The sequence below is a fragment of the Brucepastera parasyntrophica genome (assembly GCF_022376835.1).
Classification (GTDB): domain Bacteria; phylum Spirochaetota; class Spirochaetia; order Treponematales; family Treponemataceae; genus Brucepastera; species Brucepastera parasyntrophica.
In genome coordinates, this window is sequence record NZ_CP084606.1 from 2,527,585 (window position 1) to 2,548,175 (window position 20,591).

Below are 20,591 nucleotides of genomic sequence, written 5' to 3' on the forward strand. Positions count from 1 at the left end.
TTTTTGTCAAGGCAAGGTTTGATATATAGGCGGAATCTTCTGAAAACGAACGGTTTCGGGACGGAAATATGAAAATACGTTTTATTTCTTTACGGCACAATAAAATAGAAAACGCCTTTCTGGCGGTCTGAATATGTCCGGCCGGCACAAATTCCGCGTAAAGCCGGAATTCACGGTAAAAGTGAAAGCAAAAAGAAAAAGAGCGGTAAAAAGCAATGTATGATGTATAACACACCATAAAAACATGCTATTATAAAAGCAATACAATGAGATATATGGTCAAATAATTTAAACTATCTGACTATATCAGAAATGTAAGGTAAAGGAGTATATATGCTGTTACGACTGAAAAACGCTGTAAAATTACCGGTCTGTTTTGTTTTTGTGGTTGCCCTGCTGTTTTTGTCCTGTGCTTCACAGCAGGAAAATTCGGAACCGGGCATGATCACTCTCGATTTCACCGTAACCGTTCCTGAACAGCTTCCTGACGGCGCTGAAATTACCCTTGCGGGTACTGTTAACGGGTGGAACCCGCAGGACCAGGCCTGGGTCGCCGAAAAAACGGGAGAAACGGTTTACCGGCTCGTTAAAACAATTGAAGCGGAACCCGGTAAAAAAATTGAATACAAGTGGACCCTTCAGCTTTCCGGCATGAAAAATTCCTGGGATCATGTGGAAGGCAGCGCCTCCGGCGGAGAAATCGGCAACCGGATATATACGGTAAAGAAAAGCAAAAATGTTATAAAAGATACGGTCGCCCTGTTCAAGGGAAAAACGGATAAATCAACGGTGACGTCCGGGACCCTGGAAATTTTTACGCTTGAAATGCCCCAGTTTTCCGACAAACGGGAACGCACAATCAGGGTATGGCTGCCGGACGGATATTCCGGGACCGATTCCTCAAAATCGCTCCCTGTTTTGTATATGCATGACGGTCAGAACCTTTTTGATTCCTATACTTCTTTTGCGGGGGAATGGAAAATTGACGAATCGATTACGGAAATGATGAAAAACGGAACCTACGGGGGATGTATTGTAGTCGGAATAGACAACGGCGGCGGACTGCGGAGCAACGAGCTTTCACCGCCTTTCAAACGGTCCCCGATGGGGAGCGGTTTTATTTCAGCTCCTGCCGGCCCTGAATATGCAGCCTTTATAACGGATACTCTGAAACCCTATATTGACGGACACTACAACACCAAACCCGGACGGACTGATACAGGGGTCGGAGGCAGCAGCATGGGAGGTATCATGTCCTTTTATATGGCCATGGAATACCCCGAAACGTACGGATACGCGCTGGTTTTTTCACCTGCCCTGGCTGTTTACCCTGATGACGAAGTTATCGCCTACATTGACTCAAAGGATTTTTCAAAGCCGGCTTCGCTGCCGAAATTATTCATATATTCAGGCGGTTCCGCGCTTCCTTCCGAGCGGGGGACAGCGGGTGACGAAACCGCCATTGCCCGGTATGTTGAATTCCTCAGACGGGAACTGACTGAGCACGGTTATCCCGAAGGAAAAATTAAAACCCTGCTGGACCGGAGCAAACCCCATAATGAATCGGCCTGGGCCCAATATTTCCCCCAGGCGTTTCTCTGGCTCGTGTCCGGAACATAAAATTCCCGCCGGAAAAATGTTACGGGAGTTTTACGTATAGTTCTTTAATGTAAGTTTCTGATGTAAAAAATTGGTTAATTCTTTACGGCAGAAACACATACAACCGGAAATAGTCAAAGAATTCAAATTATTTGACTATACCGGACTTTTCCGAATATTGACCATGAAATATCAAAACGGTACCTTATAATATATGAAGATATTGCATTTGGGAAATGAAGAGCTCAGGAAAAAAGCAGAACCGGTAGCTGAAATCACGGAAGAAACAGCGAAACTGGTTAACGATATGTTTGAAGCCATGGAAAAAGAGAAGGGAGTCGGTCTCGCGGCTCCCCAGGTGGGGCTTGGTCTGAGGATTTTTATCGTGAAGGCTGACGACGGTGTGAGGCGGGCCTTCATCAATCCCCAGATAATAGCAACCTCGCAAAAGCAGGTGGTTTTTGAAGAGGGCTGCCTCAGCATCCCCAAAATATATGAAGATGTGATCCGCCCCGAATCTATTACAATTCAGGCGAGAAATGAAAAAGGCCGCCGTTTTACTCTGGAAGCCGGCGGATATCTGGCCAGAATTATCCAGCATGAATATGATCATCTTGAGGGTATCCTGTTCATTGACCGCATTGATAAGGAAAAAAAGGCAAAAATCGAACAGAAATTCATAAAGAAAGCGGCGAAAAAGGACGCATAACGATATGCTGAGAGTTCTTTTTGCCGGAAGCCCGGACTGTGCCGTTCCCGCGCTGCAGTCGGCGGCCCGTTCCCATATTATTGTGGGAGTTTTAACGAACCCAGCGGCTCCGGCCGGCCGTTCAAAAAGACTTGTTCCCACGCCGGTGGCGCAGGCCGCCGAAGAACTCAGGCAGGCCGGGCTTATTCCTGCCGGGACGCCTGTTTTAACCCCTGACAGGGTAGCAGGTCCTGTTCTTGACGCAATAGCTGCGGCAAAGCCCGATATTCTGGCCTGTTTTGCGTACGGAAAAATGTTCGGACCCAAAACCCTTGCCCTTTTCAGCCTTGGTGCCCTGAATATTCACCCGTCCCTCCTGCCCAGGTGGAGGGGGGCTACTCCTATCCAGGCTGCGATTCTTGCAGGCGACAAGGAAACCGGTATCACAATCCAGAAAATGGGCCTTGAAATGGACGCGGGAGATATTATTCTGCAGAAAAAAATATCCCTGAATGGTACTGAAACTGCCGGCAGCCTTCTGGATACTGCGGCCCGCGAGGGCGCCGATTTACTGTCTGAGGCGCTCCGTCTCTGCGAATCGGGGACCCTGAACCCGGAGCCGCAGGACAGCTCCCTCGCAACCTATGCGCCTCCCCTGAAAAAGGAAGACGGTCTTCTTCGATGGACCGATACCGCAGAAAAACTGGATGCCCGGATCAGGGCCTTTTATCCATGGCCGGGGACTTTTACTCCTGCCGGTGAAAATATCCTGCTCATTCACAGAGCCCATGTATACAGGAAAAATGCCGGGCCGGACAAAACAGCCGTTCCGGGGTTTGTTCTGGGAACAGACCCGAATGACGGTATTCTTATTCAAACCGGCGGCGGAATTCTTGCTGTTGAGCAGCTTCAATGGCGCGGGAAAAAGAACAATGACTGGAAATCATTTATGAATGGCACCCGTAATTTTGAAAATACCATCCTTGGAAGTGGTTCCTCCGTATAAAACCGTACATGCCTGCCGGTAAACGCTGATTGATACGTTCAGAATTGTTTGTTATAATTCCTGAAGGGTTTGCAGACTATGGTTTTTCAGGCGCATAGGCCTGTTTCGTCAAAAACTGTAACCACGGAATATAATATTGTTTTTTCCACAGATATATAGTCAAATAATTAAAATTATTTGACTATTTCCGATTCTAAGTGTTTCTGATATAACGAATTAACAAATTCGTTATATCAGAAACTAAACTTAAAGGTGTATAAAGGTAAGTTCAAAGGAATCATACAATGAGTTTTTTAAAACCGGATATGGATGATCTTTCGCGGAAGCTTGAGAATAATTCCAAAACAATATTCCTGTGCGGCCTGGTCATGTTTCTTGTCACTGCGGCTGCCTGTGTAATTATTTTCTTTATTTCCCTTAAAAGCAGCGAACAGGTTATGGTCCCGGCGGTTACCGGAAAAGACCTGTCCGTCGCTATGCTTGAAATGCAGGCAAAGGAATTGTATCCGAGGATACAGCTCCGCTATTCTGACCAGCCTGAAGATAAGGGGATTATTCTCGAACAGAGTCCTTCCGCCGGGTCCATAGTTAAGGCTGGGCGGCGGATAAATCTTGTTGTCAGCAGGGGCATTATTATTGACCGTGTCGAAAATTTTACCGGCCAGAATATTGATGATGTTAAAATGCACCTGCAGGCCCTTTTTACCTCCATGTCAGTGCCGCTTCTTACTATTAAGGAGCCTGTTCTGTATCAATTCAGCACGGAACCCGCCGGAACTATTCTTGAGCAGAATCCTCCGCCGGACACTCCGATTACGGGTCCGATGCAGATGGATATGGTGGTGAGCCGCGGTCCTGAGAACAATAAAACCAGAGTTCCCGATTTAACCGGTCTTACAGTCCGGCGGACCCTGTCCGTTATAAAAGATTCCGATATTGTCTTTGATTTTTCTTCCCGGAACCCGGAAGGAAATGAACTCGCGGGTACCATTGTGTCTCAGATACCGGCGGGCGATTCTCTTGTCAATACCTTTTCCCGAGTTTCCGTTGTTATAGCATTCCCGGTCACCGCGACAGACGGAAATGTATACGGCATATTCACGGAAACCCTTCCTGATTATCCCTATCCCTTTACGATCCGGCTGGATGCAATTTCTCCGAACGGGGACCGCGCCGAACTTGTTTCGCTCAAACATCCCGGAGGGATTTTAACAATTCCCTATGTTGTTCCCAGCGGTACTGTCCTTGCACTGACCATACTGAACAGGGAGATCAGTACCTTTGAGGTCCGGGCTCCTGCAGTTGAAGATGAAATGATGGATTAAACGCAAATAGTTTTTTACGGCCCGGCAGATAACCGGGCCATTTTTTATATATGAAATTATGTCTGATATAGTAATGGTTTATATATAATACCATAACAGATATATAACTGTCTCTGTTATAGTACTTTGGCGGGAAATTTTTCCCTAAAAAAAGACGGTTCCATGCGGAACCGTCCCTGCTGCCGGGAAGCCCCGGGCTTTACTTCTGGCTTATAAGTCTGGGAAGGAAGATCATTCCCGCCGCAAACACTACAAGCGTTCCGGCCCATCCTATAAAGGTGTTCAGGGCCAGTCCGCCGGCAATAAATCCGACCAGACTGCAGATAGCCACAAAAACCGCATACGGCATCTGGGTTGTCACATGTTCAAGATGGGGACAGCCGGCGCCGGTTGAGGACAGTATGGTGGTATCGGAAATGGGCGAGGAATGGTCGCCGAATACCGCCCCGCTTAAAACAGCGGCAACACTGATCATAGCGGCGTTTAAAAGCGGAGCGCCTTCAAGACCTTTTGCCCCGGCCAGAGCGACCGCAATAGGCATTACGATAGGGATCATAATAGTAAAGGTTCCCCAGCTTGTTCCTGTTGAGAATGAAATAAGCGCTGAAAGAATAAACGCGATACAGGGAAGAAGCCATATGGGGAAGCCCCCGTTGACCACCGTTTCCGAAAGGAAATTTGCGAGGCCGAGACCGCCTTCGTCCGGAGTATATTTAATTATGCCGCCTATGGTCCAGGCCATGGTCAGAATAATCAGTGCCGGTACCATTGAACTGATTCCGTCTTTCAGTGAGGCCGCCGCGGTTTTTATATTCAGCAGTCTTCGGCACATATAATATATGTAGGTGATAACTATGGTAAAGATGACTGCGTAAAAGAGGGCGACTGACGCGTCTGTGTCGTTAAAGGCCGTGGCAAGGGACATTGATGAAACAGCCTGTCCGAAAGAAGTTATTGTTTCTCCGTCGACGGCTCCCATCCAGGTTGTAACGGGGAAAAACACAACCGCCGTAATTATGAGTACAATGATGGGGAAGAGCATATCAAAGGGTTTTGCCCTGCTGTTTTCAATGTGTTCGACCTCGCCCGAAGGGGGGCCGAATTTCTTTTCATTCCACAAAAGACCCTGTTCTTTTGCCATCTTTTCCGAAGCCGCCATCGGGCCGAAATCTCTTCCCGACAGGATGAGAATCAGGACCATAACAAGGGTGAGGAGAGCGTAAAGATTATAGGGTATGGAGCGGATAAAAAACGAGAATTCGGAAATCCCCAGACTTCCAAAGCCTTCGGAGCCTTTGACAACCGACATAACCGTTACAACCCAGCTTGAAATCGGCGCGATTATACAGACCGGCGCCGCGGTCGAGTCGAGGATATACGCGAGTTTCGCCCGGGAAATTTTCTGTTTGTCGGTAATGGGCCGCATGATCGTTCCGACTGCCAGTGAGTTAAAATAGTCATCGATAAAAATGAGCAGCCCCAAAAACCATGCCATAAGCTGCGATGTTTTTCTTGTTTTCAAGTGGTTCGAAGCCCAGGTTCCGAGGGCGTGGCTCGCTCCCGTACGGGACAGCATTCCCACAAGGCCGCCCAAAAGCGCACAGAACAGGAAAATTCTGATGTTCCACCCGTCATTGAGTGAATCCGCCAGCATGTCTGTTGTATTCATCAGGGCAAGCGCCGGATTTCCTCCCGCGACGATTAACGCGCCGGAAAGGATCCCCAGAAAAAGTGAAATAATAACATCTTTTGTTATAAGCGCCAAAGCAATTGTCAGTAATGGAGGGATAAGCCCCCAGGCTCCAAAATGTTCCATAAAATAAACATCTCCTTTTAATATTTGGCATATCTTCAACTATTTATTCTAATCGAGCTTTCCGTTTCGCTCAACATTTTTTTTGAATTGTTTCCGCTTGACCTGGTTCCGGCTATATGAATAATGGTAGAAACCGGAAAAAACGGAATGCGGTGAGAATCCGCAGCGGTCCCGCCACTGTAAGCAGTGATGAACGCGCACAGTTACCCATTGGATACCAGGGGTTTGATATATCAGATCCATTCCGAGAAGGGCGCGTGTAAAACTTCCGGAAACCTGAAAATTGAAAAGTTTTTATGTTTCGGAGTTTTTTTTCGCAAAAACAGAATAGTATCCAGTTTTACTTTTTTGTTTTATATCTGCAAGCCAGGAGACGCTTTTCGGTAATTTAAAAGCCCGGAACCCGAGGAGGTCTCCATGCAACGTTTTTTTATTCTCTTTCTTTTCTGCTGCTCCATGCTTGCAGCGGAAACCATCCCTTCGTATGTAGTAACGGCAAACAGGACCGAGGAAGAAATCATAGAAGTCCCCGCAGGTGTGACCGTTATTACTTCACAGCAAATAAAAGAATCCGGGAAAACCAGTATGGTCCAGGTATTACGGGACCTCGGCGGCCTTACCTTTCACTCATATTCGGGAGTGGAATCATCCGCGCAGGTTTCAATGAGGGGTTTCAGCGAAAATTCATTCGGACGTGTTTCAGTCTATGTTGACGGGAGAAAACTCAACAACCCCGATATGAATGGTTTGAACTGGCTTGCCATTCCGGTTTCTTCCATCGACCGGATTGAAATCCTCGACGGCCCGGCCGGAGTTATATACGGCAGCGGCGCTGTCGGCGGAGTAATATATATTACAACCAAAGAAAATACCGGCGGGGCGGCCGCTTCGGCCCTCGTTTCCATGGGCAGTTTTGATTCCCACAGGCTGCAGCTGGGCGGCGGTTACGGCACGGATACAGCCGGTTTTTTCATATCAGCTGATGTATTTCATACTGCAGGCAGCAGGGAACGGACCGAAACAACAAATATATACGCAGGCGCAAACGGGTTTTTTGATATAGCTGATATATGTACGATAAGGCCTTCCTTCAGTTATTATAACCAGCAATACCAGATGCCAGGCCCCCTTACCGCGGATCAGTATGAAAATAATCCTTCGATGGCGGTCAATCAGGATGATGCCGGAAAGGAGACCGGCCTGACAGGGCAGGTAACCGCGGCATTTTATCTTTTTGATACTGTCCAAATCGACATCCCCGCAAGTTATACATTAAAGAAAACCAGCGCTGATATGGTCAGCTGGTTTTCTTTTTCGGACAGGGTATACCATCTTTTTGATATTAAACCAAAGGCGGAATACAGCCGTGAGATAAAAACAGGTTCCATGAGGCTCAGCGGGGGACTCGATTTTGAAGGAGCCATCCTGACGGCAGAGTCTTTCGCCGATCCCGGCCGCACCAATTCTTCATTTGAATTTTCAATTTCACAGTTCACACTGGCTCCCTTTATTTCCGCCGCGGTACCCCTTCCTTTTAACCTTATTCTGGGGGCAGGCGTCCGCTATTCCTTTTCGGCGGTCAACGCCTACAAAGACAAGCCTGTTATCGGCCAGGACGCGTTCTGGAACCCTATATACGGAGACGAGATTGACGAATCGGATTTTTACCATTCTTTTGTCTATGATATTTCCCTGACTTACCGTTTCCTGAGAAACTGTTCGGTATACATCACATACAGCACACTTTTCCGTATCCCGTTTGTCGATGAAAAAGCTGAACTTACCGGCTATGGAATTGACAGGTTTAACGCTGATCTCCGGCCGGAACATGGATGGAATGCGGGCGCCGGATTTAAATATATTGTAAACCCGTTTTTATCCGTTGGGCTGAATGTATATTACATGAGTATATCCGACGAAATAGTCTATGCTTCCAGTAATGTGAATCTGGATGAAACAAGGCGGATCGGTGGTGATATAAAAATACATTTCGCGCCTTTAAATCAGGTAGAAGTGAGCGGCGGCGCCGGCTATGTTAATGCGGTTGTTGTTGACGGTTCTTATACCGATTATGAAATCCCCATGGTCCCTGCCTTTACCGGAAATATGCAGGTCCTGCTCAGGCTGCCGCTCGGCTTCACCCTTTCTTCGGATATTTCCTATACCGGAACCAGATACTACAAGGATTCCTGGAGCAATATCGATGAAAAAATAGACCCGTATCTGTTATGGGGAATGTATATGTCTTTTTCACCTGATTTTATGACAAAGAGACTTGCACTTTCCCTGCGTATCGATAACATTCTTGATACAAAGTATGCCGAATACTGTGCGACCGATTATAATTCAATGCCCGCGGCCGTCGCATATTATCCGGGCAGCAGGAGATCCTTTACATTAAGTGTTTCATTTGCCTATTAATTCCGACAGAAAACGACTCCTGACCGCCGCTGTATGTACGCTCGTATTGTTCACCGGCGGTCTGCTTTTCTCATATCTTCTTCCCGCTGATCTGCTCCGGAAGCATGACTCCCTTGCTTCCGTATATTCCGCTGTTTCAATTACACTTTCCAACAGTCCGCCTGAAGGTGTCTCTCCTGGTAACGCAAAGAATCCGGTGTATAAGACAGAACCCGCGCGGGATTTGCCGCTTGAGTCCTCCATGTCCTGGAATCTCTCCGCTCAAAGCCCGGCGGAAGAACCTGGATTTGATTCTTCATATGATTTTTCCGGCGATTCCAGCGATATTCCGGAAAACCCATCCGGTCCCGGATTTCAGCACAATTCCGAATCCTCAACAGAGAACGGCATTTCCATTGGTGCCCATGACGCCGGAAAAAACGAGTTTTTCATGTGGCTTGACGCCGCCATACGTACCAGACTGAATTATCCTGAACGCGCCCGCCGCAGGAATATTGAAGGGACCGTTTTTCTCCTTGTTTCCGTCAGTCCGGGCGGAGAAACCTGCCGTGTCTCCGTGTCGGAATCTTCCGGCTCCGCTCTTCTTGACGCCCACGCGATACAGCTGGTCGAATCCCTGTTTCCTTCGCCATTACGTCCGGGTAAAGAATACCGGGATGTCATAAAAATTACATATTTTCTCAAATAGTTATTGACATATGATATTATACGATGTATAATATAACAAGAATTATGATATTATATGAGGGTAATTAAAGGGATATGCTTTTTTCAATTAATTCGGGTTTGCTGGACGCCTGTGTTCTGGCAATTTTATCCCGCGGAGATGAATACGGTTACCGCCTTACCCAGGAGGTAAAGAAGGTTATGCCCATTTCCGAATCAACCCTTTATCCGGTCCTCAAGCGGCTTCAGAAAAACGGCTGGCTTGTAACCTATGACCAGCCTTTTCAGGGCCGTAACCGCCGGTACTACAGGATTACAGATGAGGGAAGGCACCAGCATGTTCTTCATATGAATGAATGGAAAGACTATAAAACCAGGATCGAAATTATTTTTAACGGAGAGTCTGATTATGACACGAAGTGAATTTATGGATGAATTGAGGAACCGCCTTGAAAGGCTTCCTCCCGGAGAACTTGAGGAGGCGCTGGCGTATTATGAAGAATACTTCGATGAAGCCGGGCCTGAGCATGAACAGGATGTTATCCGCGAGTTTGGCAGTCCCGCAGCCCTTGCTTCACGGATCCTTGCCGACCACGCGGTAAAGGAGGCCAAGGCCGCGCCGTATAACCCCAAAAAAGGCTTTTCAGCGTTATGGATGGTGCTTCTCGCTCTGTTCGCAACCCCTGTCGCCTTTCCTGTTATTATAGCGCTTATTATAGTGGTAATCGCGGTACTTATTGTTATTGTGGTTGTCGGTGTTACCGCCATATCAATGGTGATAGGAGGGATCGCTTCCTTTCTGTATGGTATCTTCGGTCTGTTTACGGCGCCGACAACAGCGCTTATTCTTTTCGGCGCCGCTTTTTTCCTGTGGGGCTTGGGAAAAATTATTTTTGTAGTGGTCGGGGCTATCCTTTCTCTTCTGGAGCGGTTTGTGAACTGGGTCTTCAACAGAGAGAAGGGGGTAAATATGCAAGGTAAAAAATACGGAAGAAGGCTCCTGAGAGGATTTGCGCTGCTTTGTATAGGCAGTATATTAATGGCTATCGGTCTGAGTCTTGGCGGAGAAAGGCATCTTTTCGGGTTTTATAGAGACCGGATATTTACCTCCCGGCCTGGTTCGGAAAAAGATGGCGGAATAATTTCCGAGGATGGTTTTTTTATGGAAAACGGTACATTACCCGAGAAACTCAAATATATGAGTATTAAGGTATCGGTAGCCAGCGTAACAATCCGTACCGGCGCGGCACCCGGATATACATACTCCGGATTTGGAGATAACAATCTTGCTATTTCAGCCAGCGGAAATACGTTTAAAGTGACAGACACAAAGGCCTTTTTTCCTTTCAGGAAATACGGCAAGGAAAATCCTCCCACCCTGGAAATAATCCTTCCGGAAGGCGTAACTCTGGAAGGCTGCGATATTTCCATAGGAGCCGGGGTCGTATACATTTCAGACATACATGCAACTGAAATTTTCCTTCAGAGCGGGGCCGGTCTGATAGAAGGAAGCCGGCTTTCCGCTGACATTGCCAAAGTAAAAAGCGGGGCCGGCAGCATAAATCTCAGGGAAACCGATTTTGTTTATTCGGAATTTGAATCAGGCGTCGGTGAAATACAGTTTCAGGGCAACCTTTCCAGGCAGTCCGAACTGAAAAGCGGAATAGGCGCTATTTCCCTGGAACTGCCCGGTTCGGAAACAGACTACCGGTTTGATTTCAGCAGGGGACTCGGCGAATTGAAAATAGGCGATCTGAATTTCAGCGGAAGCGGGAATGGAATAACGGGCAACAAAAATGCCGGCCGGATAATAAAACTCTCAAGCGCGCTCGGATCCATAAAGGTTTCTTTTTCGGGTATATTAAAAGAAACCATAAAAATGCTTCCGGTTGATTAGAGCTTGAAAAAATCCCGGCGGAAGTATATAGTGGGTATACCTGTGATCCGTTAGCTCAGTTGGATAGAGCGGCTGCCTCCTAAGCAGCAGGTCGGACGTTCGAATCGTCTACGGGTCAGAAATAAATCTATATTATATAAGGACTTAATTTTAACGGCATTCCTTCCGATAATAAAAATATTGCAATCGTGCAAGAATCGTGCAAGAATTATTTAAAGGATTTTATATGCCACGTATTCCAAAGAAATTTGTTATCCAAAAACGAAAGGATTCTGATACATTTCTTCTAACTTTAACAGTTGCCTCCGGCATGCCCCGGAGTGTATGCAGTTTTTGGAAGCGGAAAAGTTTTATTCATTTTCCGGATGAACTGGCGATGTATCGGCGCCCTAAAAATAAAACAATTGCCGAACACGGGGCCGACGCATTGATAGACTTTCTCCGGAAAGAAACGGCCCCGGAAATATCTACTGATAAAATAACCGCTGATGAGTGGATTAAAAAATTTCTGTCAGTTGAGACTAGCCCGCGTGCGGCCCGGCTTATAAGCGAGAATCGGCCCTATTCGCCGAAAACGATCCGGGGCTATAATTCTATTTATAAAAACCACCTGGCAGGGGATCCGTTTCTAAAAATAAAAATGGCTGATATTGAGCAGCCGGACGTTCTCGCCTTATTAAACCGCATAGCAAATCATGATATATATGATTCCCGATGCCCTGATCGAAAGGAAAAAACAGCGGATCGCAAAACAGCCGGAACGCGGGCTTTTGAAACGGTGTTTAGCTTTGTCCGGATGACATTCAACGAATACCAAACAATGGCGCCGCGCTGGGTAAATCCCTTCCTTTCAATCAAGAAACCAAAACCAGCGGAAGGCGCCGGCCGGGATCCGCTTACTGAAAAAGAAATTGCCTTGCTTTTTATGCCTGGGATTTTAAAGACAACCCTTGAACGAGCTGTCTGCGCGGCCATGTTTTGGGCCGGTCTGCGGCGTGGGGAAATATGGGGGCTGAAGCCGGAAAACCTTGACTGGCAGACCCCGAAAATAAATATTGAATTTGCATGGAAAGATTACGACAGCAAGGATCGGATACTAGATGATCCGAAACACCATAAGAAAAGACAGGCGCCTTTTCCTGAAGTCTTACAACAGGCTATCCGGGATTTATGGGAAGAAAACGGAAAACACGAATTTGTTTTTACCAGGAAAGACGGAAGCCAACCTACCGGTAATTGGATTTCTGAAAATATGAAAATATGGCTGCAAGCTGCCGGGATAAAAACAGAGGGGCGGAATATTTCTCCGCATTCGTCGCGGCATTCCCTGGCCTCACTTTTGGAAGAAAAGGGCGTGCCGCTTCGGTATATACAGGACCTTCTCGGACATTCTGATCTCAAAACGACAAAAGGGTATCTTCATACCGCGCAAGGATCAATAAATAATATAGCAAAGGAAATTAACGCAGTAACGGAGGACGTGAAAGAGTCCGCTAATTAATATTGCGCCGTCCCCTTGTTCCCTTCATACGTCAAGGTAATTTTTTCGATATGTTCGTTAACGAATTTAAACATCCAAGCGTTACCGTAATAATCTACGGTAAAAACCTGGTATTCCCTTCCGGCTTTTAAATCGAGAAGGCGAAATAAGCCTGTTTCCCCGGCGAGAATCTCGTGTATTCCTATTTGATCTAATTGTCTATCGTATATTGTTACAAAGGCCGAATCTTGTATATCAATAACATAAAAATCGACTAAGGCCGTTTCTATATTCTTGTTTTTTATTTCAACGTCAATTTCTGTTCTTGTTTCTGGTAATTCATATTCCGTTTCACAGGCAAAAAAGATAAAAGAGAAAAAGAGTAATAAGAAAAGTTTTTTCATTGCATATATCCTTACATAAAGATACATACAGTGTAACTTCAGGAAGGGAATTTATCAATGTTTTTTTGCGCAAAGACGCGGCAGCCCTCAACAACAGAATACATTTTTAATTCAAATATTTTATCCTGCCGTTGAACTTGATATATCGCCTTGTTCTTGAGGTTGAGCGGGGTATCGTTTAGCTGCGCCTTCCGTCGCAATATCTATTATAACTTTTCCCTCTTCAGGGAGACTATCATATATTCTGGCAATCTTTTCCGCGCGAACAGAAAAGATTTTTTTTGCTTTTTTTTCATCTCCATAAACAAAATAGTCAAGAGAAATATCAAGGAATTTGCATATTCTTGAAATAGATTCTAAAGACGGTTTTGACTTTCTGGAACCGGCCCAGCCTGACACTGCTTGCTGTGAAACATCTATTTCGGAAAGGGATCTCCTGGATAAGCCTCTTGCTAAAAGAATACTATCTAATCTTTCGACCATCGCGTCGATGTCTATATAACTTTCCATAAAAATAATATCGGCAAAAAAAAAGAATTTAACAATTGCGTATTGACAAATACGCAAAAGAGTAGTATCTTGAGTATATTAATACGCAAGTGCGTATTTTACCCGAGTCCGCGGGATAAAAAAAGCGTCAGCTTTTGGATGTTTGCCGGTGCGGACTCACCGGCGGGCCGCCATTTAAGGCTGTCGCTTTTTTTATTTTTTGGGGGAACACATGGAAACTATTTTTGATGAATACAGAGCAGCAAAAGCAAGTTACAACGCAGCAGAAAAAGAAGTAGTCAGGGCAGAAAAAAAATACGTAGATACTTTAGGGCTGGGCTATGACGCTAGCGAAATTGCAGACATCGAAGATGATTCCTTGTTCTCAAAAGCAAATTCCGACTTTATCGCAAAAAATGAGACGCTTATACATAACCGCGAAGCGGCATGGAATGATTTCTTAGAAACTGAAAACCGCCTGATTGAATACGGATTATCTATTATCCCGGAAAATCTCGCCGAGGAACTCCGACACAATTTGAAAAATGCGGCAGCAAGGGGCCGGATGGTTGAAACTATTCTGAAGTTTGAAAAGGCCGCTTGATTACTTGGCTGGGTCGCCAGCCTTGTATTTTTTGATTTTGGTATCCGAGGGAGCGCATGAAAGAACAAGAAAAAAGCCATAAACCAAAAGGAAAACTGCTTACGCCGCCGAAAGCTGCCGAAAAGATCGGCGTTTCTGACGAAACAATTCGTCAGTGGGTAAAGGAAGGCGTCTGTCCATTTCCTCATTATCTCATTGGGGGATGGGCGCGTTTTGATCCTTCGGACATAGACGAATATCTTGATCGTGTATATATCCCGGCGGGAAAATCCGCTGTAGGCATATAGTAACTTGGCAGGATGGCGGAAATGGTAGACGCACAGCGTACCCGGGAGCTGAAAGGCTGCTCGCTGTATTGAAGGTTCAAATCCTTCTCCTGCTATAACCCTTTTTAGGAATGAGCCGCGGCGTTCGGCTCTAATCCCCAAAGGCCACGGGGGAAACGCCAATTTTAATTATTACGGGGGAATCATGAAACAGATTACTTTATCAGATTTTCAGAAAGGAGCGATACCGGAACTTTTTGAAAATGAATTGCAAAAGGTCCTTGAGAACATCGCGGATATAAACACCAAGCCAAAAGCGACCCGCAAAATCAAAATTGAATTATCTATAACACCGGACAAAACAAGGAAAACAGCGGAAACAAAACTTTCCGTAACGTCAACACTTGCGCCCGGTGTCCCGTCGGAGTCCTTTCTATTTTTTGATACGGACGCAGAGGGAAAAACGTGCGCCCTTGAAGATGATCCGGGGCCTGAATTACCGGGTATATCCGAAGAACAACCGCTTCGGTTAGCAAAATCAAATTAAGGAGTAAACATGGAAGCAGGAAAAGAAACGATTGAAAAAATCGAAGACCTTGTAAAACAGGCCTACACGGTAACTGTCGGAGAAAAAGTATATTCCGCCCAGAACCTGTATCCGGTAATGAACACACCGACTGCAGATACGTTGCGTTGCCATACGTTACGCGGAATCGTTGATTATCTGGAACGGAACCCCGACAACCTTGAACTCGAAAAGTATTTTATCAACGTGCTTGATGTTGATAGGGTTTCCTTAGACTCCGTACTTTTCGGAGAAAACAGAGTCCGGGAACGTATTTATGAAAGCCGCCTTGATCCGAACCTTGAAGAATTTCCCTTCGGACGGTTCATGAGCCAGGAAGAATTCATTATCAAGTTTCTCGCGGGTTTCCAGCAGCAGGAAGGAGACGACTTTGCATACATTGTGCAAATGGCGTCAAAGCTCACCGGCGGGACATCGCTCGAAGGGTCTGACGACGGCATATCACAGACGGTAACGGTAAAGCGCGGATCCTCCGGGGCGTTGAAGGGAGAAGAAAGCACAAAGCCTTTTGTGAACCTTGCCCCGTATCGTACCTTTCGGGAAATCAAACAGGTACAGGGCCGCTACCTCTTGCGTATCCGGCAGGACGAAAACGACATCCCGAAAATTGCACTGTTTGAAGCTGACGGCGGGGCCTGGAGAAATGACGCAACGTTCCGTATAGCGGAATACTTCAGGATAAATACGGACGAGATGCTTGTTATTTCATAACGCTATTCTGCACACTCCCCCCGCGGAATAGATTATGCCGCCGTTGGCGGTAATAAATCAGCCTTTCCCGGCAAACAATAGGGACCAGATACTATTTTTCCTTTTCCGGGGCAAGTGTTTGCCCCGGAAATCTTATTGTAAAGAGGAAATGAATGACGCCGCAAAGAATATCAATAGAACGGCTCGCGCTCGCGTTCCGGCTTGTACAAAACAAGGACCCGAAAATAAGGAAGCGTATCTTGTTTGCTGAAATATCAACGATAGTTTTTTATAACACCTTATCAGAAACAATAAAGAGAAATCCACACTTACAACTTTTTGAAGAAAAGCCCTACGTAAAACATAAAAGGAATAAACGGAAATGAAACTATATCTTTCGGGGAAAATAACAGGGAACCAAAACTATAAAGAAATCTTTACCCGCGCCCGTGTTGCGCTTACGGACGCCGGTTTTGAAGTATTCGATCCCTCTCTTGTATCATTTACAACCACGCCCGGCTGGGGCGAGGCAATGAAAACCGTACTGCAGGGAATGTTACAGTGTGACGCCGTTGCCCTTATTGATAATTGGATGGAATCAAAAGGGTCGAAGGTTGAATACAATCTTGCGGCAACTGTCGGCATGATCGCTATGCCGATTGAATGGTGGATACAGCACTATAAAACAAATCAGGAGGAAAAATGATAGTTACAACCAAACACACAGAATTCGAGGAAATGCCGACGGGAAGAATCGCCGCCCGGCTGTATGACGTATACGATCTTGGATTACAGCCGAACCCGCACGAGGCCAAACCAAAACGGGAATGTGTTTTGCTGTTTGAATTGAACGCCAGAAAAAAAACAGGAGAACCGTTTTACATTACGAAAAAAGTAACTGCGAGTATGAACAAAAAAGCAAATCTTCGGATCTTGCTTGAGACCTGGCGCGGCGTACCGTTTGAAGATAAAGACGTTGAAACCTTCGACACAAAAAAAATATGCGGGAAATTTTGTTATCTGACTATCGCGGAGAAGAAAAGAACAGGTCCGGGTATCGAAAAAACAAATTTTGAAATTATCAAGATTGAACGGACCTCGAAAGATTTTTCGTTTGATTCTGCGTTACCTGAAGGGTTTATTCCGGACTGGATCAAACGGGCCGTAGATAACCAGATCATAGAAGCCCCGGAAGATATTAACCCGGACGAAATACCGTTTTAATTATGGCACGGGAAATAAAAACGCTGGGTGATTTTATCCGGCTTGTAGTTGAAATGCGAGCTGCACAAAAACTTTATTTTCGCACACACTCCCCGAGTGATTTACAAAAGGCGAAGAACCTGGAAAAAGAAGTTGACGGGGCTATTGCGGATCGTGAAGAACGCGAAGCTGCAAAGAAACAAGGATCTTTATTTTGAGTTACCGATTCCGGAAAGCGAAAAGCCCGACCGGTCCAAAGGCGACCGCGGGGAAGTGGTTCAGCAAATTTATCCGGATACGCGACGCACTGAAAACAACCGGGACACGGACCCATGCAAGGTGTATTACCTGCGGGAAAGTACACCACGTTTCCGCAATGCACGCGGGGCATGCAATACCCGGAAGAACTGCCGGAATCCTTTTTGACGAACAACTGGTATATGCACAATGTCCCCGTTGCAACTGTGGGGGTGACGGGGAAAAACAGGCATTCAAACGGGTCCTTGTAGAAAAGTACGGTATTGAGTGGTGGGAAATGAAAGAACAGCAAAAGAGAAAAGCAGTAATTCTTACTGATTTTGATTACCGGGAACTATCGAGAGTATACCGGAATAAACTAAAAGAACTAGGGGGATGGTATGAAAAAGATTGATTTGTTGAATGGTGAATTCAAGGACTGGGAAAATGGAAGGCCGGGACGGTTTGAGCGGTATTTTAATACCGACAGCAAAGACGAGGTGATTCAGGAATTTTATTATGACAACGAGGAGCGGGCGCTGTGTTGCGCATGCGTTGATTGCGAAATTCTTATTCCTGAACATATGTTGCAAAATCTGAAGTCCGTACTTGACGAACTCCTGGAAGAAAAACAGCAAAAGGAGTAAGGAGCGTCCCCGCGTAAGCGGGGAAAGCGAACTGCCAAAGGAGTAATTATGCGTATAGCTGGAATGTGTTCCCCGGTGTATGAAATAGGACTTGCAAAAGTACCCGAATACGATCAAGAGGTAAAACTTGACAACGGGGTATTGTATGCAAAGGTCACGAAGTCAGGAAACCGGAAAGAATGGGTGTCTGTATCATCGCTAAAATCAAAACGCGAGGCAAATCAAAAACTGTTTGACTGGCTGAAGTGGGATATAGATAGCCTTCGGAAAGAACTTGATATGTCAAAGGCTGAACTGAAACGCCAGTTAATCCGTGCAGGAATAATTAACTGACGGTGAAAGACATAATCAGCACGATATATTTAACTGACTGTCTCGACTATATGAAAACGGTACCTGATAAGTATTTTGATTATGCTATCTGTGATCCGCAATACGGAATAAAAGCAAACCAAGTAAGAACCGGCTTTATGAATAAAACCTTCAGTCAGAATGCGGATAACAAGGCTTGGGATAATGAGCGGATGCCGCCTGAATATATTACTGAATTATTCCGCGTTGCAAAGCGTGTTGTTTTATGGGGGTATCAATACTACTCTGATTTATTACCGGCGACGTGTGGAATGATTACCTGGGACAAGAAAAACGGCGATTCTGTATTCTCTGATGCTGAACACGCGTTCGATTCCGGGGGGACCGCTTCCCGGATGTTCCGGTTTCAATGGCTTGGACTTTTTCAGGAAGACATGAAAAACCCGGAAAAAAGAATTCACCCGACACAAAAGCCGGTTGCGCTCTATGACTGGATATATAAAAAGTATCTCAAAATAAAAGAACCGGGGAAAGTAAAAGTTTTTGACTCACATCTGGGATCCGGCAGTAACCGGATAGCAGCCTATAACATCGGCATAGGGGAATTCATCGGCTGCGAAAAAGACGCGGATTACTTTGCCCGGCAAGAGGACAGATTCAAAAAATATACAGATAAAAATTACGCGTACAGGGCTTCCGTTGCGGAAGATGAAAGAAATAAACAACCGAATTTATTTTAATCTGGGGGAATGGCGGGAGTATGAAACAATTTGCAGCAGAAACAGAAATAACAAAGATTCGGATTGACAAGAATTCCGATATTATCCCGATCACTGTCGGGCTGTATAAATTTTTTATGGCAAACGGAAAAGAGGGGCGGGACGCAAAGGATTTATACGAACATCTTATTTTTACCGCCCGCCTACAGGAAACCAATCAGATAAAAGCAAACAATATCTACCTGGCAAATGGACTGTGCTGGGGAGAAAATAGGGTAAAAAAAGCAAAGGCTTTTCTTGCTACTCACGGTCTTATTGAATATGTCCAGGTAAAAGATTCCGCCGGACAATTCGGGTATACCGTTATCCGTTTGCGCTTTTTAATCAATACACAAGCCCTTTCTGAAAAAATGCAGGGCTGTTTTATTTCAGAAGATGAACCGGCGCCGAAGGAAGAAATTGACAATGATCTGCAGCTTGATCTTCCGGGGCTGACCGTAGGTATTGAAACCATACCTACGGCTGACGCCAGCGAGGAATTACCCGTAGGTATCGAAACCGTACCACCGGCGAACCGTACGTGCGGTGACGACGGACAAATGCTTAAAGCAAGTAACCAAATGCTTGAAACGGAAAATTTAAATGATGTGTGTTATGCGCAAAATAAAGATTTTTTTGATACCGGGCAAGACATAACCGGAATCCGTAATCCCGTATCAAACGAGTACGTGAAACAATGCTTTGAAATCATGAAATCAATGCCGCAAAGACGGGTAATAATGGCGAGGGACGAAATATCATTTATGATGCAGGATTTTTACAAAGGGTACGAGCTTATCAAGAATATGCGGCTGCACTCTGACGAAGTATTGCAGGCATTGCGAAACGTTAAGGCGGTACTGGAGCTTCCGGACTCATGGTATCAGAATTCGTCCGTGAGTTTTAAGAGTATTTGCCGGGGGATTGAATCATGGTTACCGGATCGCTTTGACATTGAGCGTTACAAAAAAGCGAAACAGTCAGGTAATACGCATATAGACACCGACGCGGTTATAGACCGGGTTCTAGGAGGCGCAGGTGACAGTTAAAGAGTGCATAAAACAGTTCTGCGATTATTTCGGCGCGTGTAAAAAAGAAGCAGTTCTTGAGGCTGTTGTTGCTGAAATTGGTGAGTATTCAGACTCGGCCATTGAATTAATATACCGTGAGGTATTGCGGTCCCGGCCTGATACCTGGGGCTTCCCGGATGTAAAAGCGGTTACAGATGCAATAATTGCCGCCAATGCGAAAAAGACACTTATTACCCGGGAGGGCGCCGCGGCTTCGCATATTAAATGTGTGGTATGCGGGAAAATGTATCCCCGTCTTGGAACATGTGCGGAATGTGGTTTCTATCCGGGGCAGGACATAAACGAATATAAAAAAGACTATGAAGAAAGAAAAGCCGGGGCGCTTTCGGTTGACATAGACGGAATAATAAAAAACCTTTCTGAAAAAATACGTGTACTTAAAACGCCAGAAAAAAAAGGAGCGTAA

General features: G+C 45.7%; 25 protein-coding genes, 2 tRNA genes and 1 riboswitch. Of the genes, 24 read left to right on the forward strand and 3 right to left on the reverse strand.

The genetic code is table 11. The annotated features are described in order from the left end of the window. Positions 1–333 precede the first annotated feature (333 nt). The 4 genes from K7I13_RS12060 to K7I13_RS12075 all read left to right on the forward strand — a co-directional run bounded on the left by K7I13_RS12060 (position 334) and on the right by K7I13_RS12075 (position 4,618). Positions 334–1,620: an alpha/beta hydrolase gene (locus K7I13_RS12060; RefSeq protein ID WP_255946014.1), complete on the forward strand. Its 1,287-nt coding sequence runs from the start codon at positions 334–336 to the stop codon at positions 1,618–1,620. 208 nt (positions 1,621–1,828) lie between these two features. Then, a complete protein-coding gene (gene def, locus K7I13_RS12065; protein WP_439647441.1) occupies positions 1,829–2,308 on the forward strand; it encodes a peptide deformylase in 480 nt (159 codons plus the stop codon). Between the two features lie 4 nt (positions 2,309–2,312). Next, a complete protein-coding gene (fmt, locus tag K7I13_RS12070) occupies positions 2,313–3,293 on the forward strand; it encodes a methionyl-tRNA formyltransferase (protein WP_255946016.1) in 981 nt (326 codons plus the stop codon). Positions 3,294–3,577: 284 nt separating this feature from the next. Next, on the forward strand, positions 3,578–4,618 hold the full coding sequence (locus K7I13_RS12075; protein WP_255946017.1) for a PASTA domain-containing protein: 1,041 nt from the start codon (positions 3,578–3,580) through the stop codon (positions 4,616–4,618). A 199-nt stretch (positions 4,619–4,817) separates the two neighbouring features. Here K7I13_RS12075 and K7I13_RS12080 read toward each other — a convergent pair whose 3' ends face one another. Further along, positions 4,818–6,434, reverse strand: coding sequence for a Na+/H+ antiporter NhaC family protein (locus K7I13_RS12080; RefSeq protein WP_255946018.1), 1,617 nt, complete (start codon positions 6,432–6,434; stop codon positions 4,818–4,820). An 87-nt stretch (positions 6,435–6,521) separates the two neighbouring features. After that, positions 6,522–6,831, forward strand: a riboswitch (cobalamin riboswitch). Between the two features lie 20 nt (positions 6,832–6,851). On the opposite strand from K7I13_RS12080, the gene K7I13_RS12085 reads away from it, so the two are divergent. The 6 genes from K7I13_RS12085 (at position 6,852) to K7I13_RS12110 (ending at position 12,919) form a co-directional block, all read left to right on the forward strand. Next, positions 6,852–8,855 carry a TonB-dependent receptor gene (locus K7I13_RS12085; protein WP_255946020.1) on the forward strand — a complete coding sequence of 668 codons (2,004 nt, stop codon included), beginning with the start codon at positions 6,852–6,854 and terminating at the stop codon, positions 8,853–8,855. After that, positions 8,836–9,543, forward strand: coding sequence for an energy transducer TonB (locus K7I13_RS12090; RefSeq protein ID WP_255946022.1), 708 nt, complete (start codon positions 8,836–8,838; stop codon positions 9,541–9,543). Before K7I13_RS12085 ends, K7I13_RS12090 begins: the two co-directional genes overlap by 20 nt. 74 nt (positions 9,544–9,617) lie before the next feature. Next, positions 9,618–9,944: a PadR family transcriptional regulator gene (locus tag K7I13_RS12095; RefSeq protein WP_255946024.1), complete on the forward strand. Its 327-nt coding sequence runs from the start codon at positions 9,618–9,620 to the stop codon at positions 9,942–9,944. Next, positions 9,931–11,418: an HAAS signaling domain-containing protein gene (locus K7I13_RS12100; protein WP_255946026.1), complete on the forward strand. Its 1,488-nt coding sequence runs from the start codon at positions 9,931–9,933 to the stop codon at positions 11,416–11,418. Before K7I13_RS12095 ends, K7I13_RS12100 begins: the two co-directional genes overlap by 14 nt. Before the next feature lie 44 nt (positions 11,419–11,462). Next, positions 11,463–11,536: transfer RNA gene (locus tag K7I13_RS12105), tRNA-Arg, on the forward strand. 258 nt (positions 11,537–11,794) lie between these two features. Beyond that, positions 11,795–12,919, forward strand: coding sequence for a tyrosine-type recombinase/integrase (locus tag K7I13_RS12110; protein ID WP_255946028.1), 1,125 nt, complete (start codon positions 11,795–11,797; stop codon positions 12,917–12,919). Here K7I13_RS12110 and K7I13_RS12115 read toward each other — a convergent pair. Together K7I13_RS12115 and K7I13_RS12120 are read right to left on the reverse strand one after the other, a co-directional pair. Further along, positions 12,916–13,302 carry a hypothetical protein gene (locus K7I13_RS12115; RefSeq protein ID WP_255946030.1) on the reverse strand — a complete coding sequence of 129 codons (387 nt, stop codon included), beginning with the start codon at positions 13,300–13,302 and terminating at the stop codon, positions 12,916–12,918. The two genes, K7I13_RS12110 and K7I13_RS12115, sit on opposite strands and share 4 nt — an antisense overlap. 120 nt (positions 13,303–13,422) lie before the next feature. Next, positions 13,423–13,812, reverse strand: a complete 390-nt coding sequence (locus tag K7I13_RS12120; RefSeq protein WP_255946032.1) for a helix-turn-helix domain-containing protein — start codon at positions 13,810–13,812, stop codon at positions 13,423–13,425. A gap of 211 nt (positions 13,813–14,023) precedes the next feature. On the opposite strand from K7I13_RS12120, the gene K7I13_RS12125 reads away from it, so the two are divergent. The 14 genes from K7I13_RS12125 (at position 14,024) to K7I13_RS12190 (ending at position 20,591) form a co-directional block, all read left to right on the forward strand. After that, positions 14,024–14,395 carry a hypothetical protein gene (locus K7I13_RS12125; RefSeq protein WP_255946034.1) on the forward strand — a complete coding sequence of 124 codons (372 nt, stop codon included), beginning with the start codon at positions 14,024–14,026 and terminating at the stop codon, positions 14,393–14,395. A gap of 56 nt (positions 14,396–14,451) precedes the next feature. Further along, entirely contained in the window at positions 14,452–14,682 is a 231-nt protein-coding gene (locus tag K7I13_RS12130; protein WP_255946036.1) for a helix-turn-helix domain-containing protein, read from the forward strand. Positions 14,683–14,688: 6 nt separating this feature from the next. Further along, positions 14,689–14,777 (forward strand) — tRNA-OTHER (locus K7I13_RS12135). Between the two features lie 89 nt (positions 14,778–14,866). Continuing rightward, a complete protein-coding gene (locus K7I13_RS12140) occupies positions 14,867–15,208 on the forward strand; it encodes a hypothetical protein (RefSeq protein ID WP_255946038.1) in 342 nt (113 codons plus the stop codon). A gap of 9 nt (positions 15,209–15,217) precedes the next feature. Further along, a complete protein-coding gene (locus K7I13_RS12145; RefSeq protein ID WP_255946040.1) occupies positions 15,218–15,958 on the forward strand; it encodes a hypothetical protein in 741 nt (246 codons plus the stop codon). Between the two features lie 361 nt (positions 15,959–16,319). Then, on the forward strand, positions 16,320–16,643 hold the full coding sequence (locus tag K7I13_RS12150; RefSeq protein ID WP_255946042.1) for a DUF4406 domain-containing protein: 324 nt from the start codon (positions 16,320–16,322) through the stop codon (positions 16,641–16,643). Beyond that, entirely contained in the window at positions 16,640–17,161 is a 522-nt protein-coding gene (locus tag K7I13_RS12155; protein ID WP_255946043.1) for a phage replication initiation protein, NGO0469 family, read from the forward strand. The genes K7I13_RS12150 and K7I13_RS12155 overlap by 4 nt, the downstream gene beginning before the upstream one ends. A 2-nt stretch (positions 17,162–17,163) precedes the next feature. Next, the gene (locus K7I13_RS12160) at positions 17,164–17,358 is read left to right on the forward strand and encodes a hypothetical protein (RefSeq protein ID WP_255946045.1); all 195 of its coding nucleotides are present in this window, start codon (positions 17,164–17,166) and stop codon (positions 17,356–17,358) included. After that, entirely contained in the window at positions 17,355–17,792 is a 438-nt protein-coding gene (locus K7I13_RS12165) for a recombination protein NinG (RefSeq protein ID WP_255946047.1), read from the forward strand. The genes K7I13_RS12160 and K7I13_RS12165 overlap by 4 nt, the downstream gene beginning before the upstream one ends. Beyond that, positions 17,779–18,024 (forward strand): hypothetical protein, encoded by a 246-nt coding sequence (locus tag K7I13_RS12170; protein WP_255946049.1) that lies wholly within the window; start codon positions 17,779–17,781, stop codon positions 18,022–18,024. The genes K7I13_RS12165 and K7I13_RS12170 overlap by 14 nt, the downstream gene beginning before the upstream one ends. A gap of 48 nt (positions 18,025–18,072) precedes the next feature. Then, positions 18,073–18,357, forward strand: a complete 285-nt coding sequence (locus tag K7I13_RS12175; RefSeq protein WP_255946051.1) for a hypothetical protein — start codon at positions 18,073–18,075, stop codon at positions 18,355–18,357. Between the two features lie 2 nt (positions 18,358–18,359). Continuing rightward, positions 18,360–19,076, forward strand: a complete 717-nt coding sequence (locus K7I13_RS12180; RefSeq protein WP_255946053.1) for a hypothetical protein — start codon at positions 18,360–18,362, stop codon at positions 19,074–19,076. Between the two features lie 20 nt (positions 19,077–19,096). After that, positions 19,097–20,143 carry a hypothetical protein gene (locus tag K7I13_RS12185; RefSeq protein WP_255946055.1) on the forward strand — a complete coding sequence of 349 codons (1,047 nt, stop codon included), beginning with the start codon at positions 19,097–19,099 and terminating at the stop codon, positions 20,141–20,143. Next, positions 20,133–20,591 carry a hypothetical protein gene (locus tag K7I13_RS12190; protein ID WP_255946057.1) on the forward strand — a complete coding sequence of 153 codons (459 nt, stop codon included), beginning with the start codon at positions 20,133–20,135 and terminating at the stop codon, positions 20,589–20,591. Before K7I13_RS12185 ends, K7I13_RS12190 begins: the two co-directional genes overlap by 11 nt.

Coding starts and splice junctions, on each gene's coding strand:
- K7I13_RS12120 (WP_255946032.1), bottom strand. CDS start 13,812: ATGGAAAGTTATATAGACATCGACGCGATGGTCGAAAGATTAGATAGT.
- K7I13_RS12115 (WP_255946030.1), bottom strand. CDS start 13,302: ATGAAAAAACTTTTCTTATTACTCTTTTTCTCTTTTATCTTTTTTGCC.
- K7I13_RS12125 (WP_255946034.1), top strand. CDS start 14,024: ATGGAAACTATTTTTGATGAATACAGAGCAGCAAAAGCAAGTTACAAC.
- K7I13_RS12110 (WP_255946028.1), top strand. CDS start 11,795: ATGTATCGGCGCCCTAAAAATAAAACAATTGCCGAACACGGGGCCGAC.
- K7I13_RS12140 (WP_255946038.1), top strand. CDS start 14,867: ATGAAACAGATTACTTTATCAGATTTTCAGAAAGGAGCGATACCGGAA.
- K7I13_RS12170 (WP_255946049.1), top strand. CDS start 17,779: ATGAAAAAGATTGATTTGTTGAATGGTGAATTCAAGGACTGGGAAAAT.
- K7I13_RS12130 (WP_255946036.1), top strand. CDS start 14,452: ATGAAAGAACAAGAAAAAAGCCATAAACCAAAAGGAAAACTGCTTACG.
- K7I13_RS12155 (WP_255946043.1), top strand. CDS start 16,640: ATGATAGTTACAACCAAACACACAGAATTCGAGGAAATGCCGACGGGA.
- K7I13_RS12185 (WP_255946055.1), top strand. CDS start 19,097: ATGAAACAATTTGCAGCAGAAACAGAAATAACAAAGATTCGGATTGAC.
- K7I13_RS12175 (WP_255946051.1), top strand. CDS start 18,073: ATGCGTATAGCTGGAATGTGTTCCCCGGTGTATGAAATAGGACTTGCA.
- K7I13_RS12100 (WP_255946026.1), top strand. CDS start 9,931: ATGACACGAAGTGAATTTATGGATGAATTGAGGAACCGCCTTGAAAGG.
- K7I13_RS12160 (WP_255946045.1), top strand. CDS start 17,164: ATGGCACGGGAAATAAAAACGCTGGGTGATTTTATCCGGCTTGTAGTT.
- K7I13_RS12150 (WP_255946042.1), top strand. CDS start 16,320: ATGAAACTATATCTTTCGGGGAAAATAACAGGGAACCAAAACTATAAA.
- K7I13_RS12145 (WP_255946040.1), top strand. CDS start 15,218: ATGGAAGCAGGAAAAGAAACGATTGAAAAAATCGAAGACCTTGTAAAA.
- K7I13_RS12075 (WP_255946017.1), top strand. CDS start 3,578: ATGAGTTTTTTAAAACCGGATATGGATGATCTTTCGCGGAAGCTTGAG.
- fmt (WP_255946016.1), top strand. CDS start 2,313: ATGCTGAGAGTTCTTTTTGCCGGAAGCCCGGACTGTGCCGTTCCCGCG.
- K7I13_RS12060 (WP_255946014.1), top strand. CDS start 334: ATGCTGTTACGACTGAAAAACGCTGTAAAATTACCGGTCTGTTTTGTT.
- K7I13_RS12095 (WP_255946024.1), top strand. CDS start 9,618: ATGCTTTTTTCAATTAATTCGGGTTTGCTGGACGCCTGTGTTCTGGCA.
- K7I13_RS12080 (WP_255946018.1), bottom strand. CDS start 6,434: ATGGAACATTTTGGAGCCTGGGGGCTTATCCCTCCATTACTGACAATT.
- K7I13_RS12085 (WP_255946020.1), top strand. CDS start 6,852: ATGCAACGTTTTTTTATTCTCTTTCTTTTCTGCTGCTCCATGCTTGCA.